A 13,495-nucleotide genomic window follows, 5' to 3' on the forward strand; every position below is an offset into this window, starting at 1 on the left:
CCTGAGGCCCCCGCCACACCCCGTGCGTCGCGGGTCGCAGGACAGGCCGACCCGCCCCTGTCAGCTCATCCGAGGAGGGCGAGGATCTCCTGGGCCTGCGCCTCGGTGATCCGCCCCAGGGCCAGCGCCTTCGCCGTCGTCGACCGGGCCAGTGCGATGTAGCTGTCGCGGGTGCCCGGATGGGAGACGGCAAGGCTGTATTCGCTCAGGGCCGCCAGGTGCGCGGCGAGCGTCCCGACGTCGCCGCGGGCGACCGGTCCGGTCAGCGCCTTCGCCCCGTTCTGCAGGGTGTTGGCGACACTCGCGTCGACGAGTGCGGTGAGCACCCGCGAGGGGTCCTCGACACCGGCTTCGGTGAGCATCTCGAGGGCCTCGGCGATGATCGTGATCGAGTGGTTCGACGCGTGCGTGATCGCGGCGTGGTAGAGCGGCCGGTCGGCCTCGGCGATCTCGAGCGGTTCGGCCCCCATCTCGACGACGAGGGCCTCGCCCACCGGGCGGATCGGTCCGGGTGCGGTGACGGCGACGGTGGCCTGTCGCAGGCGCGGAAGGTCGACGGCGGTGCCGGTGAACGACAGTGACGGATGCAGGGCGATCGGCAGCGCCCCGACGCCGGTCGCCGGTTCGAGGATGTCCGTGCCGTAGCGTCCGGAGACGTGGACGACGATCTGACCGGCGTGGATCCGACCGAGCGCGGCGAGACCGGAGACGAGCGAGCCGATCTCGTCGTCGGGCACGGCGAGCAGGAGGAGTTCGGCGCGTTCGGCGATCTGGTCGGGAGGGAGGACGGGCACGCCGGGCAGCATGTCCTCGGCGCGTTCGAGGCTGGCCGCCGAGGTGGCGCTGACCCCGATGATCGCATGTCCGGCCGCTCGCCAGGCGGCTCCGATGACGGCGCCGACGCGGCCGGCGCCGATGATGCCGATGCCCAGTCGCGGGGCGTCCGGGGGCGGTGCGGTCATGCGTCGATCCCCTTCCCGGTGCGGCGCTGCTCGTCGAAGTGCTCACGGGCCAGCCGGGTGCGTTCGGCGTGTTCGGCGAAGAACCGCCGCGCCTCCTCGGCGTCCTGGTGGGTGACCTGCGGGGTGATCGGCCCTGCCGTCGAGTGCACCGCCACCGAGGCGAGACCGAGTGACCGCAGGAGCGGACCCTGCCGGTACTCCATCGACTGGACGCGTTCGTGCGGGACGAAGTCGACGCGGCGCTCGAGGCGGCCGAGGCGGATGATGAGGAGGGCCTCGGTGATCGCGTACGCCCGCCGCTTCCACACGAGCGGGTCGATGAATCGGGAGGAGCGCGGCTGCGGGTGGAAGGCCTCCTCGGCGCGCGCGGCCTGCGGGTCGGGCGAGTCGGTGTCGTACATCGCCGAGAGCGTGAGGCTGCGGGCGCTGACCTCGTCGTCGACCTGCGGTGCGGGCAGGGCGAGGCCGATCATCGTCAGCGCCTGGTCGATGTCGCCGACGGGCAGCAGCAGGTTGGATTCGCCCTTGTCGCCGGCGCTGGCGATGTTGTACTCGGCCTTCCACCAGCCGCCGATGCGCCACAGCAGCGGCTGGTGCAGGCACACCGCCTGCACCCGGTCGAGGGGGATGACCTTCCGCGAGGTCGAGACGAGCCCGTGGCTGACGGCGAGGCCCGAGTCGGTGAGGCGGACGACGAAGTTCGCGTTGTCGAGGTCCTTCTTCACCGAGGCGAATGCCGCGATGCCGGCGGGCAGCACGCCGAAGAGCATCGGCACCGCCGCTTCTCGGACACCGGTGAGGAAGAGGACGATGGCCGCGACGATGACGGCGAGGAAGACGAGGACGCCGATGAGGAAGTCGGTCTTGAGCAGCGAGGAGAGGATGACCCGGTGGACGGGCACTCGGATGATCTCGCCCTCCTCCGTCAGCCTGGTCGAGACGCCGTAGGGGGCGAGCATGTCGTTGAGGCTGTCCTCGGCCTCCCCGATCGCCTCCCCCGCGTACCGGCTCAGGCGCTTGCTCAGCCGCACACCGATGCTGTCACCGGCGCGTTCGGGGGCGCTGAGATCGACCGTCGGCTCACCTGGACCCTGGCCCGCGCCGAGGCTGTCGACCGTGCCGTCCTCGCCTGCCCAGGCCGCCTGGCCGACCGGGGAACCGGCAGGGCTGTCGAGCCCAGCGGGCCCTCCCGGGACTCCTGCATCACCGGCGCCGGCAGCAGCGGCACTGCCGGCGACACCGCCCTGCTTGACTTCGCGCACTGCGGCGAGGAGCTCGTCGCGCAGGGCGTCGGCCTTCTTCCGGCTGAGGTACTTCAGCGACACGTTCGCGCCCTTGCCACCGGCGACGTCGAAGACGAGCTCGGCGAGTCCGAGGAGGCGGGGCACGAGCTTCTGCTGGAGGTCGATCGACTGGACCCGGTCGAGGCGGGCCTTGCGCAGCTTCTTCGCGAGCAGGCCCGAGCGGGCGTAGATCGCCTCGGCGTCGACGCGGTAGCCCATGACCCGCCAGGCGAGCCAGCTGTAGACACCGGCGACGGCGAGGACGAGGAGGACCCCGCCGAGGCCGGCGAGGATGACGAGCGGATGCGCGCCGACCCAGCCGGCCATCGACAGGTCGACGCCGTCACCGGCGGCGAGGTCGCTGAGCGCCTGCTGGATGAAGTTCTGCCCGGCGTACCCGGCGACGACGAAGAGGACGACGATGACGCCGAGGCTCTCGAGGACCGGGGTGAGCGGATGGACCCGATGCCAGACCTCCAGGGCGGCCACCTCGGCGACGGAGGACTCCGCTGCCGGCTGGGACTGCCCGGTCTCCTCGGTGATGTCGTGGTCGGAGCTCATCGTCACAGCCCTGCCAGGTTCGCCTGTCCGCGACCGGCGAGGCTGTCGCGGAGGCGGTCGGCGTCGGGGCGCGGCAGGCCGGGGATCGTCGCATCGGTGGCCGCCGAGGCGGTGTGGAGTTTGACGGTGGCCAGTCCGAACATCCGGTCGATGGGGCCGGAATCGACGTCGACGAACTGGAGGCGGCCGTAGGGCACGACGGTGGTGCGGCGGAACATGATGCCGCGGCGGATGAGGAGGTCGTCATCGCGTTCGGCGTACCCGATGACCTTCGCCTGCCGGTAGAGGACGACGAGGTAGACGACGGCCCAGACGAGGATCGCCGCCCACAGCGGGTGCAGCCACCACTGGGACGGGAAGATCACGGCGAGTGCGATCGCCACGGCGAGCAGCGGGACGAAGAACGTCAGCGACGAGATCGTCTCCTTGCGCCAGTACTTCGGGCTGACTCGGGTGTAGATCGGGTCGGTCATGCGGCTTCGGCTCCTGGTGGGTCGTGGGGCGGGAGGGTGCAGAAGATCTCGACGATGATCCCGACGATCATCAGGGCAGCGGCGGCGATCGCGGCGAAGAGCATGCCGGCGGCGAGGTCGTTGCGGATGCCCGGGGCCGAGAGGAAGTAGTAGGCGGCGTTGCCGAGGTACCAGCCGGCCAGCCCGGCTCCGGTCAGAGCGCTCGCCTTGGCCATGACGGCCACGCGGGCGGCCTGGAGCGGGTCGATCTCGCGGGTCCGGTCCCCGTCGTTCCACTTCTTGATCGGGTAGCCGAGGACGAGGAGGACGGCGGCGAGGATGAGCATGCCGATGATCGGGAACCACGGCTGGCCCGGCAGCGCGAACCCCTGGCTCTCGAGGAGCACGTCGACGAGCACGCCGAGGACGACGCCGGCGGTCGCCCAGATGACGAGCATGCCTGAGGAGGTTCGCTGCATGCTCCTCAGTCTTTCAGATCTCCGGCGTCTGCGGGGAGGGAACCCGGGTGATTTCCTGATCGGCCAGTGCGGCGATGACCTCGGCGATCGGCAGGCGCCCGGTGGCCGTGGCGACCGTCGTCTCCGGTGCGAGCTCCGCCCACGGGACGAGGACGAAGGCCCGCTCGTGAGCGCGCGGGTGCGGCAGGGTGAGCGTCGGAGTCGCTGCGCGGAGCTCGCCTGCCTCGGTGGTGAGGCTGATGAGGTCGATGTCGAGGGTCCGCGGTCCCCACCGCAGCTCCCGGGTCCGCCCGGCGGCGACCTCGATGCCCTGGGCCACCCCGAGGAGCTGGTCGACCGGCAGGGTGGTCTCGATGAGGACGCCGAGGTTGAGGAAGTCGTTCTGCTCGACCCCGCCCCACGGTGCGGTCCGGTAGAGCGAGGACCGGGCGACGACCGTGATCGCCGGGTGCCGGTCGAGGGCGGCGACGGCGTCGTCGAGCGTGGCCGCGGGATCGCCGAGGTTGGCCCCGAGGCTGAGATAGGCGACCGCGGCCGGTGCCTCGGCAGGACCCGCGTCCGCGCGGTGCCGGTCGACGGTGACGGTGACGTCGGCGAAGGTCCGCTCGATCGGGGCGCTCGGCTTGTGGACGACGACCTCGACATGGTCGGTCAGGGTCAGGCAGTGGTCGGCGATCGCCTCGGCGAGAGTCTCGATGAGGTCGAAGGTCGTGTCCTCGACGATGTGGGCGACCGCCTCGGCGAGGTCGCCGTAGTGGATGGTGTCGGCGATGTCATCGGTCCCGGCCGCAGCCGCCGTCGACGTGTGGAGGACGACGTCGACGACGAAGTCCTGACCCTCGCACTTCTCGAAGTCGAAGACGCCGTGGTTGCCGCGCACCGTCAGGCCGCGCAGCTCGATCCGGTCCGGCTGTCCGCTCATGCCCGGCCGGGCTTCCACGGGGAGGTGCCCGGGACCGCGTGGTCGGCGATGGCCGCAGCCACCCGGCAGGCCAGCGCCGAGGCGGCCGGGTCGTGGACGCGCACCGCCCAGGCCCCTGCCTGCGCGGCGAACGCCGAGATCACGGCCGTGGCCTGGTCCTTCGCTGCCTCCTCGGCACGCGTCGGATCCTCCGGCGAGACGAGGGAGGAGATGAAGCGCTTGCGGCTCGCGGCGACGAGGAGGCGCTGGTCGAACGCGGAGAACGCGTCGAGCCCGGCGAGGATCTGCCAGTTGTGGTCGGCGTTCTTCGAGAAGCCCAGGCCCGGATCGACGATGATCGCGTCCGGGTCGATGCCGGCGGCCACGGCCGCGTCGATGCGCTCGCGCAGTTCGGCGACCACCTCGGCGAGGACATCGTCGTAGTGGAACGTCGCATCCGCACGGTCGAGATGACCGCGCCAGTGCATGAGGACGATCGGGACGCCGGTGTCCGCGGCGACGGAGAGCATGCCGGGATCCGACAGGCCCGCCGAGACGTCGTTGATGATGTGCGCCCCGGCGTCGATGGCCGCCGAGGCCACCGCGGCCCGCATCGTATCGACGCTGATGAGCACGCCGGCAGCGGCGAGTTCACGGACGACGGGCACGACCCGGCGCAGCTCCTCGTCCTCGTCGACGCGGACCGCGCCGGGTCGGGTCGATTCCCCGCCGACGTCGATGATGTCAGCGCCCGCGGTCGTCAGTGCGAGACCGTGGGCGATCGCCTTGGCGTGGTCGAAGTAGCGGCCGCCGTCGGAGAACGAATCGGGCGTGACGTTGAGGACGCCCATGATCTGCGTGCGCGCCGGAGCCCCGAGGGCAGACGGCTGCCCCGCGGCAGGGGTCGGTTCGACAGCAGGTGTCCCTGTCATCGCTCAGCCTCGGAGGATGAGGCTCATCGCCTCCGCCCGGGACGCCGGTTCGCGCAGCTGACCGCGCACCGCTGAGGTGATCGTCGAGGCGCCGGGCTTGCGGACCCCGCGCATCGTCATGCACAGGTGCTCGGCCTCGACGACGACGATCGCGCCCTGGGGCTCGAGGTAGGTCATCAGGGCGTCGGCGATCTGCGAGGTCAGCCGCTCCTGGACCTGCGGACGGCGGGCGTAGACCTCGACGAGGCGGGCGAGCTTCGACAGGCCGGTGACCTTGCCGTTCTTCGCCGGGATGTAGCCGACGTGGGCGACGCCGTGGAACGGCACGAGGTGGTGTTCGCACATCGAGTAGAGGTCGATGTCGCGGACGAGGACCATCTCCTCGTGGCTGATGTCGAAGGTCACGGAGAGGATCTCGGCCGGGTCGTGGTGGAGGCCGGCGAAGAACTCCTCATAGGCGCGGGCCACCCTGGCCGGGGTCTCGATGAGACCGTCGCGGTCGGGGTCCTCCCCGACGGCGAAGAGGATCTCCCGGACTGCCGCGGCGATGCGCTCATGATCGACCGTGGGCTTGCCCGCGGTCGTCTCGCCGAGGTCGTCGAACACGTAATCGGTCATCAGCGCTGGCCTCCCGGTTCGTCCCCGGACAGACCGGAGTTCGGTCCTGCCGGTCCGGTGGGTCCGGCGGGTCCGACCGGACCGTTGGGGTCACGGGGTCCCGGCGGGTTGTGCGGCACATCGGGGCCGTGGGTGCCGGTCGGTCCGGCACCGGGCAGGTCCGTCGTGTCGGGACCCGGACCACCGGAGTGGCCGGTGCCGTCCTGATCGCCGCCGGCGCTGCGGCCGCCCTGCGGGGCGGGAGGCACGATCGGGCCGCGGTCGGAGACCGGGCGCTCGTCGTTGGCCAGCCACACCTCGCGGCGTGGCCGCTTGAGGACGGGAGCGAAGATCTCCTCGAGGGCGGCCTGGTCGAGCGTCTCGCGTTCGAGCAGCTGGTAGGCCAGGGCGTCGAGGATGTCGCGGTTGTGGGTGAGCACCCAGTACGCATCGGCGTGCGCGGTGTCGATGAGCGCGCGCACCTCCTTGTCGATGGCCGACAGCGTCGAATCGCCGTACTCGTCGCCGGCGCCGTAGCCGCGGCCGGCGAAGGGCTCGGACTGGTCGTCGCCGATCTTGACCATGCCGAGCTTCTCGCTCATGCCGTACTGCGTGACCATCTTCCGGGCGATGTTCGTCGCCTTCTCGATGTCGTTGCTCGCCCCGGTCGTCGGATCGTGGAACACGACCTCCTCGGCGACGCGTCCGCCCATCGCGTAGGCGAGCTGGTCGAGGAGTTCGTTGCGGGTCGTCGAGTACTTGTCCTCGCTCGGCAGCACCATCGTGTAGCCCAGGGCGCGGCCGCGGGGCAGGATCGTCACCTTCGTCACCGGGTCGGTGTTGTTCATCGCCGCGGCGACGAGGGCGTGGCCGCCCTCGTGGTAGGCGGTGACGAGGCGCTCCTTGTCGTTCATCAGGCGCGTGCGCTTCTGCGGTCCGGCGATGACGCGGTCGATCGCCTCGTCGAGGATGCGGTTGTCGATGACCTTCGCGTTCTCACGCGCGGTGAGCAGGGCCGCCTCGTTGAGGACGTTGGCGAGGTCGGCGCCGGAGAATCCGGGGGTGCGCTTGGCGATCTGGCCGAGGTCGACGTCGGGGGCCAGCGGCTTGTCCTTCGCGTGGACCTCGAGGATCTTCTTCCGGCCCTTCATGTCCGGGGCCTCGACCGGGATCTGCCGGTCGAAGCGGCCCGGGCGCAGCAGCGCCGGGTCGAGGACGTCGGGCCGGTTGGTCGCGGCGATGAGGATGACGTTGGTCTTGACGTCGAAGCCGTCCATCTCGACGAGGAGCTGGTTGAGCGTCTGCTCGCGCTCGTCGTGCCCGCCGCCCATGCCGGCCCCGCGCTGGCGGCCGACGGCGTCGATCTCGTCGATGAAGATGATGCAGGGGGCGTTCGCCTTCGCCTGTTCGAAGAGATCGCGCACGCGGGAGGCGCCGACGCCGACGTACATCTCGACGAAGTCGGACCCGGAGATCGAGTAGAACGGCACGCCCGCCTCACCCGCGACGGCCTTCGCGAGCAGGGTCTTGCCGGTGCCCGGCTGACCGTAGAGGAGGACGCCCTTGGGGATCTTCGCCCCGACGGCCTTGAACTTCTCGGGTTCGGCGAGGAACTCCTTGATCTCCTCGAGCTCTTCGAGTGCCTCGTCGACCCCGGCGACGTCCTTGAACGTGACGTCCGGGTTCTCCTTGTTGACGAGCTTGGCCTTCGACTTGCCGAAGTTCATCATCTTCCCGCCGCTCATCTGCGAGATGAGGAACCAGAAGACGACGAAGATGATGACGAACGGGATGAGGGTGCCCAGCAGCGACATCAGCCAGCTCTGCTGCGGCACCTCGTCGGTGTAGCCCTGAGTGGGGTTCGCCTCGGTGACGGCCTCGACGATCTGGTCGCCGCGCTGTTCGACGTAGTAGAACTGGACCTTCTTGCCGTATTCCTGGCCGTCGACCGTGAGGTCCTCTTTGAGGGTGAGGTCGACGCGCTGGTCGCGGTCGACGATCTTGGCTTGTTCGACCTGATCGTCGGCCAGCAGTTGGAGTCCCTGCTCGGTGTCGATCTGGCTGAAGCCCACACGGCTGAAGAGGAGCGCTCCGATGGACACCACGAGGAGCGCCATGACGATCCAGATCAAGGGACCTCTCGTCGCCTTGTTGAGCAGTGGACGTCGCTTTTTGGACTCGGCCATAGATCCTCTCAGGATTTCAGTCTGGGCAGCCCGTGCAGGCCGCCGCGGCTGCCTGGGAGCATCCCCCACAGCCTAGTACGTACCAGTGGCATAGCGGGAATCAGAGAGGTTTTGTTCCCCGGCGGAAGCAAATTCCAGGCAACGCGCGGTGGGCGCTCAGCTCACCGGTGCTCAGCTGTAGACGTGCTGTGCCAGCGTCGCGACGAACGGGACGTTGCGGTACTTCTCCGCGTAGTCGAGTCCGTAGCCGATGACGAACTCGTTGGGGACGTCGAAGCCGACGTACTTGACGTCGATGTCGACCTTGACGGCCTCGGGTTTGCGCAGCATCGTGCAGATCTCGACGTCGGCGGCTCCGCGCGAGCGCAGGTTCTGCACGAGCCAGGACAGGGTGAGTCCGGAGTCGATGATGTCCTCGACGATGAGCACGTGGCGGCCGGTGAGGTCGGTGTCGAGGTCCTTGAGGATCCGCACGACGCCGGAGGACTTCGTGCCCGAGCCGTAGGAGGAGACGGCCATCCAGTCCATCGTCACCGGCGAGTGCAGGGCACGGGCGAGGTCGGCCATGACCATGACCGCGCCCTTGAGGACGCCGACGAGGAGGATGTCCTTGTCCTTGTAGTCTTCATCGATGGCGGCGGCCAGTTCAACGAGTCGGGCGGCTATCTGTTCTTCCGAGACGAGCACTTCTTCGATGTCATTGCCGAGATCGTTGATGTCCACTGGTGTCGATTCTCCTCGTGTGGGGTGGCTGTGACTCCATTATGGGCGACGGGACGGCCGCGGAGCCACCCGCGCGGTCACTGGGCCAGCTCGTCGTCGACGGTGCCCGGTGCCGCGGAGAGATAACCGGTGATGCCCATGAGCACGGAGACGGCGATCATGAGGATGAGCGGCAGGGTCCACGCGCCGCTGAGGCCGAGCAGTCCGCCGACGGCGAGCGGGCCGAGGGCGGCGAGCACATAGCCAGAGGACTGGACGAACGCCGAGGTGCGGGCGGTGACCGAGACGTCACGGGTGCGGCTGGTGATGAGGGCCAGGGCGGCGGGGAACGCGAATCCGCCGTAGGAGAGGAGCACCGCCCAGAGCACCGGCGCCGAGGCGGGGGCGAGGAGGAGGCCCGTGTAGCCGGCGACGGCGCTGACGGCGAAGGAGACGAGGAAGGCGCGGGGTGCGATCCCGCGCATGATCATCTGCGGGGCGAGGAAGCCGCCGGGCAGACCGCCGAGGGTGACGATCGTGAGCATCACGCCGGCGGCGACGGGGTCGAGACCGGCATCCCGGTAGATCTGCGGCAGCCACCCGAATTGGACGTAGGCGTTGACAGACTGGAGGCCGAAGAACAGCGCCATGTACCGCGCCTTCGCGGTCGTGTGGATGTGCCGCCTCGGTGCCGGTGTCGCGCTGCGATCGGTTCCGGCGGTGCGGAAGACGGGCACGGAGCCGAGACCGCGCAGCACGATCCATGTAGCCAGGGCGGTGAGCGGGACGAGCACCCAGGCGCCGAGGCCGACCCGCCAGTCGTCGAAGTGCTCGGTCAGGGGCGCGGTGAGGAGGGCGGGGAACATCGCGCCGAGGCCGAGGGAGACGGTGAACGCGGTCGCGCCGAGGTGGGCCCGGTGCGGGAAGCGGGTCTTGACGAAGACGGGGAGGATGACGTTGCCGAGCGACATCCCGGCCAGGGCGGCGATCGTCAGGGCGGCGAACGCCACCCATGAGTCGACGAGGACGCGGGCGCCGATGCCGCCGGCGATGAGCACGCAGGCGATCGTCAGCGAGGTGAAGAGTCCGACGCGCCGCAGGAGCGGGACGGCGAGGAAGCCGCAGACGGCGAAGATGAGACCGGGCAGGGCGGTGAGCAGGCCGGTCTGCCATTCGGCGAGGCCGAAGGCGGTCTGGACCTCGGCGAGGACGGGGCCGAGTGAGGAGGCCGCGGGACGCAGCGAGGAGGCGATGAGGACGAGGCAGATGAGGGCGAGCACGTCGAGGCCGGGGCCCATCCGCGGGCCGGTGGCGTTCGCGGTCCCGGGAGTGGTGCTCATGCGGTCATCCTCTCAGACGGTGCTCCGTCGTTCGTCGGTCTCTCACCCCTCGGTCTCACACCCGGCGGTCTCTCACGCCTGGGTCCCGGAAGGGGGTTCACTGGTGGGTGGACGGCTGCACGGGTGGAGCCGGGGTGGGCAGCCGCCCGAACAATGGTATACCGTTTGAGTCGAGGGCTCCGACCGGGCCTGCAGCTCACCGTCTCCCACCCGCAGAGACCTCTCCTACCCGCAGAGTGTTCTCCCCGACCAGCAGAGCGCTCTCCCCGACCATCGGAGAGCAGAGAGAAAGCCGAGGCAGCCCATGGCCACCACGTTCACCGATGTCCGCCTCTTCCCGCGCTATCCGGACGAGGCGGCCGTCGACGTCGTCGTCGCCGACGGTCGGATCGCGGCGATCACGCCTGCCGGCGAGGCCGGCGGCGCGGGAGCCGGGGCCGGCGAAGCGGGCGCCGCAGCGTCCGACGAGATCGTCGAGGGGCGCGGACGAGTGCTGCTGCCGAGCCTCGGGGATGTCCATGCGCACCTCGATTCGAACCGCCTCGGGCAGACCTTCCGCCCGCACACCGCCGACGGCACGCTGCACGGCTACATCATGAACGACCGCGCGAACTGGCGCAGCGGCGAACGGTCGGTGCGCGACCAGGCGAGCTTCGCGATCGCCGCGATCATCGCCTCGGGTGGATCGCGGATCCGCTCGCACGCGCAGATCGACTCCGACACCGGGCTCGAGCGCTTCACCGGGGTCCGCGATGCCCTCGCCGCTCATGCGGACGTCCTCGATTCGCAGATCGTCGCGTTCCCGCAGGCGGGCATCGTGCGGGAGAAGGGCGTCCGGGATCTTCTCGACGCGGCCCTGACCGAGGGCGCTGATCTCGTCGGCGGCCTCGACCCCGTCCAGTACGATCGCGACCCGAAGACGCATCTCGACATCGTCTTCGATCTCGCCGAGAAGCACGGCAAAGGCGTCGATATCCACCTCCACGAGGGCGGCACGGCCGGTGTCTTCTCGTTCGAGGAGATCGCGCACCGGACGCAGACGCTCGGCCTGCAGGGGAAGGTGACGATCTCACATGCCTTCGCCCTCAACACGAACCCCGAACCCGTCGTCCGTCGCCTGGCGGAGCTCCTCGCCGAAGCGGGCATCTCCGTGACGACCGTGGCCCCGCAGAAGGGCAGCCTGCCGCAGGACATCCTCGGTGAGCAGCGGGTGGCGATCGGCCTCGGCGAGGACGGGCAGCGTGACTACTGGAGTCCCTACGGTGACGGTGACCTGCTGCGACGAACGTGGCAGCTGGCGTTCACGAACGGCTTCCGCCGCGACGAGGACATCGAGCACTGCCTCGACATCGCCTCCCGCGGAGGTGCCCAGGTGATGGCCGGGACGCGCCCCGACGGCACCGCGCTCACCGACGATGCGGACCACGGCCTCGGTGTCGGGGCGCCTGCGGACTTCCTGCTCCTCGACGCCGACACGGTCACCTCGGCGGTCATGGACTGTCCGCTCGAGCGCGACGTCTACAAGGGCGGGAGGCTCGTCGCCTCCGGCGGTGAGCTCCTCGGCGGCCTCCGCTGACCCCGTCGCTTCCCCACCGGCGGCGCGGCGTTCTCCCCCATCCGCCGCCGCGCGCTCTACTCCCCTGCTGAGCGGCGGCGTCCGCTGGCGTCGCCGCTCCCCCACCGGCACCTTGAGCGTCACGCACAACCCGTGCACGCGGCGGATTCGCGGCTCCACGGAGAGCGTGCGGAGCTGCGCGTAGTGCGTGAGGCTCGGGGTTGTGCGTGCCGCCGCACCGGCGATATCGCGCTCCCCGGAGTGCGAGCACGCCTGAGTTCAGCGTCCCGGTATCCGTCGCCGCGAATCCCACACACGCAACTCGTTGCACAACCTGTGCACGCGGCGGATTCGCGGCTCCACGGAGTGCGTGCGGAGCTGCGCGTAGTGCTCGAGGCTCGGGGTTGCGTGTGCCGAGCTGCGGGTTGCGGGTGGAGCGCGAGGTCTTTTGTGCTACGCGGGGTTGCGGGTGGAGTGCCTGGTTGTGCGTGAAGCACGGGGCTATGCGTGAAGCTCGGCGTTGAGTGTGCGTGGGGCTCGGGGGTACCTGCGGACAGCGGCGGTCGACAGCAGAGGTACGGACGCTACGAGTCCGGGTGCTTGGCGGCGAAGCCGAAGCGCACGGTGCCGCGACTGACGACGACCTCCGTATCGCCCGGGAAGGACAGACGGCCCACCCGACCGGCCCCGGCATCCTCCCTGATGAGCGCCATGAGATCGCGGATCCGGGTCGACCCGAAGGACTGCGCGGGCACTCCGAGTGAGAGCAGCCACCCGCGCAGCACGCGGGAGAGGATCGCATCGGGATGATCGCCGAGGCGGTCGAGCGGAATCTCGGACGCTCCCCGGATCTCGGCGAGGACGTCCGCGGCGGCCGCGTCGAGAAAGTCCGCGTCGGCGCGGCAGAGCTCCGCCGTCCGGGCGAGATTGTCGGTGACCGGCTGGCCGAGCTCGGCCTCGAGCGTGCCGAGCAGACTGCGCACCCGCACCCTGGCGAATGCGGCATCGGCATTCATCGGGTCGTCCCACACGGCGATCCCCTGCGCCCGGCACGCGGCTTCGGTCGCGGCCCGGTCGATGTCGAGCAGGGGGCGCAGCACATGCCCTGACCGCACCGCCATGCCGGCCAGCGACCGAGTGCCCGAACCGCGGAGCAGTCCGAGGAGCACCGTCTCGGCCTGGTCGCTGCGGGTGTGGGCGGTGAGGATCCAGTCCGCGTCATGGGCTGTCCGAGCGGTCTCGAGCGCGGCATAGCGGGCGTCTCTCGCCGCGGCCTCGATGCCGTCGGCTCCGGGTGTGACGGTGACGGCGACGATCCTCGCGGGCACTCCCCACGACTCGGCGGTGCCCGCCACGGTCGCGGCCACCTCGGCGGATTCCGCCTGCAGGCCGTGGTCGACGGTGACGGCAAGCGCCTCGACCTCGCCGCGTCGATGGAGGAAGGCGCACGCGTGGAGCAGCGCCATCGAATCGGCACCCCCGGAGACCGCGACGATGAGACGCGGCACGGCTTCCGCGCGCGGTTGCCCGGAAAGATGCGACTCC

12 protein-coding genes are annotated in these 13,495 nt (G+C 70.2%); 1 reads left to right on the forward strand and 11 read right to left on the reverse strand.

Annotation, left to right across the window (positions count from 1 at the left end; all coding sequences use genetic code 11):
- Positions 1-65: 65 nt before the first annotated feature.
- The 10 genes from J9315_RS13160 to J9315_RS13205 form a co-directional block, all read right to left on the reverse strand.
- Positions 66-962: a DUF2520 domain-containing protein gene (locus tag J9315_RS13160; protein ID WP_198500723.1), complete on the reverse strand. Its 897-nt coding sequence runs from the start codon at positions 960-962 to the stop codon at positions 66-68.
- Entirely contained in the window at positions 959-2,806 is a 1,848-nt protein-coding gene (locus J9315_RS13165; RefSeq protein ID WP_211978023.1) for a PH domain-containing protein, read from the reverse strand. Before J9315_RS13165 ends, J9315_RS13160 begins: the two co-directional genes overlap by 4 nt.
- 2 nt (positions 2,807-2,808) lie before the next feature.
- Entirely contained in the window at positions 2,809-3,279 is a 471-nt protein-coding gene (locus tag J9315_RS13170) for a PH domain-containing protein (RefSeq protein WP_198500721.1), read from the reverse strand.
- The gene (locus J9315_RS13175) at positions 3,276-3,737 is read right to left on the reverse strand and encodes a DUF3180 domain-containing protein (protein ID WP_198500720.1); all 462 of its coding nucleotides are present in this window, start codon (positions 3,735-3,737) and stop codon (positions 3,276-3,278) included. Before J9315_RS13175 ends, J9315_RS13170 begins: the two co-directional genes overlap by 4 nt.
- A 13-nt stretch (positions 3,738-3,750) precedes the next feature.
- A complete protein-coding gene (folK, locus tag J9315_RS13180; RefSeq protein ID WP_211978024.1) occupies positions 3,751-4,659 on the reverse strand; it encodes a 2-amino-4-hydroxy-6-hydroxymethyldihydropteridine diphosphokinase in 909 nt (302 codons plus the stop codon).
- Positions 4,656-5,570 carry a dihydropteroate synthase gene (gene folP, locus J9315_RS13185; RefSeq protein WP_211978025.1) on the reverse strand — a complete coding sequence of 305 codons (915 nt, stop codon included), beginning with the start codon at positions 5,568-5,570 and terminating at the stop codon, positions 4,656-4,658. The genes folK and folP overlap by 4 nt, the downstream gene beginning before the upstream one ends.
- 3 nt (positions 5,571-5,573) lie before the next feature.
- Complete coding sequence (gene folE, locus J9315_RS13190; RefSeq protein ID WP_211978026.1) at positions 5,574-6,188, reverse strand: GTP cyclohydrolase I FolE; 615 nt, start codon at positions 6,186-6,188, stop codon at positions 5,574-5,576.
- Positions 6,188-8,353 carry an ATP-dependent zinc metalloprotease FtsH gene (ftsH, locus tag J9315_RS13195; RefSeq protein ID WP_198500716.1) on the reverse strand — a complete coding sequence of 722 codons (2,166 nt, stop codon included), beginning with the start codon at positions 8,351-8,353 and terminating at the stop codon, positions 6,188-6,190. The genes folE and ftsH overlap by 1 nt, the downstream gene beginning before the upstream one ends.
- 171 nt (positions 8,354-8,524) lie before the next feature.
- Complete coding sequence (hpt, locus tag J9315_RS13200; RefSeq protein WP_009380922.1) at positions 8,525-9,076, reverse strand: hypoxanthine phosphoribosyltransferase; 552 nt, start codon at positions 9,074-9,076, stop codon at positions 8,525-8,527.
- 77 nt (positions 9,077-9,153) lie between these two features.
- Positions 9,154-10,395: an MFS transporter gene (locus tag J9315_RS13205; RefSeq protein WP_198500715.1), complete on the reverse strand. Its 1,242-nt coding sequence runs from the start codon at positions 10,393-10,395 to the stop codon at positions 9,154-9,156.
- Positions 10,396-10,699: 304 nt separating this feature from the next.
- On the opposite strand from J9315_RS13205, the gene J9315_RS13210 reads away from it, so the two are divergent.
- Entirely contained in the window at positions 10,700-11,971 is a 1,272-nt protein-coding gene (locus J9315_RS13210; protein ID WP_198500714.1) for an amidohydrolase family protein, read from the forward strand.
- A gap of 563 nt (positions 11,972-12,534) precedes the next feature.
- Here the strand turns inward: J9315_RS13210 and tilS are convergent.
- Positions 12,535-13,458, reverse strand: coding sequence for a tRNA lysidine(34) synthetase TilS (tilS, locus tag J9315_RS13215; protein ID WP_232623855.1), 924 nt, complete (start codon positions 13,456-13,458; stop codon positions 12,535-12,537).
- Positions 13,459-13,495: the final 37 nt, after the last annotated feature.

This window comes from Brevibacterium sp. W7.2 (genome assembly GCF_018137945.1).
Lineage (GTDB): Bacteria > Actinomycetota > Actinomycetes > Actinomycetales > Brevibacteriaceae > Brevibacterium > Brevibacterium sanguinis.

Coding starts and splice junctions, on each gene's coding strand:
- ftsH (WP_198500716.1), bottom strand. CDS start 8,353: ATGGCCGAGTCCAAAAAGCGACGTCCACTGCTCAACAAGGCGACGAGA.
- J9315_RS13170 (WP_198500721.1), bottom strand. CDS start 3,279: ATGACCGACCCGATCTACACCCGAGTCAGCCCGAAGTACTGGCGCAAG.
- folE (WP_211978026.1), bottom strand. CDS start 6,188: ATGACCGATTACGTGTTCGACGACCTCGGCGAGACGACCGCGGGCAAG.
- folK (WP_211978024.1), bottom strand. CDS start 4,659: ATGAGCGGACAGCCGGACCGGATCGAGCTGCGCGGCCTGACGGTGCGC.
- J9315_RS13205 (WP_198500715.1), bottom strand. CDS start 10,395: ATGAGCACCACTCCCGGGACCGCGAACGCCACCGGCCCGCGGATGGGC.
- J9315_RS13160 (WP_198500723.1), bottom strand. CDS start 962: ATGACCGCACCGCCCCCGGACGCCCCGCGACTGGGCATCGGCATCATC.
- J9315_RS13165 (WP_211978023.1), bottom strand. CDS start 2,806: ATGAGCTCCGACCACGACATCACCGAGGAGACCGGGCAGTCCCAGCCG.
- J9315_RS13210 (WP_198500714.1), top strand. CDS start 10,700: ATGGCCACCACGTTCACCGATGTCCGCCTCTTCCCGCGCTATCCGGAC.
- J9315_RS13175 (WP_198500720.1), bottom strand. CDS start 3,737: ATGCAGCGAACCTCCTCAGGCATGCTCGTCATCTGGGCGACCGCCGGC.
- folP (WP_211978025.1), bottom strand. CDS start 5,570: ATGACAGGGACACCTGCTGTCGAACCGACCCCTGCCGCGGGGCAGCCG.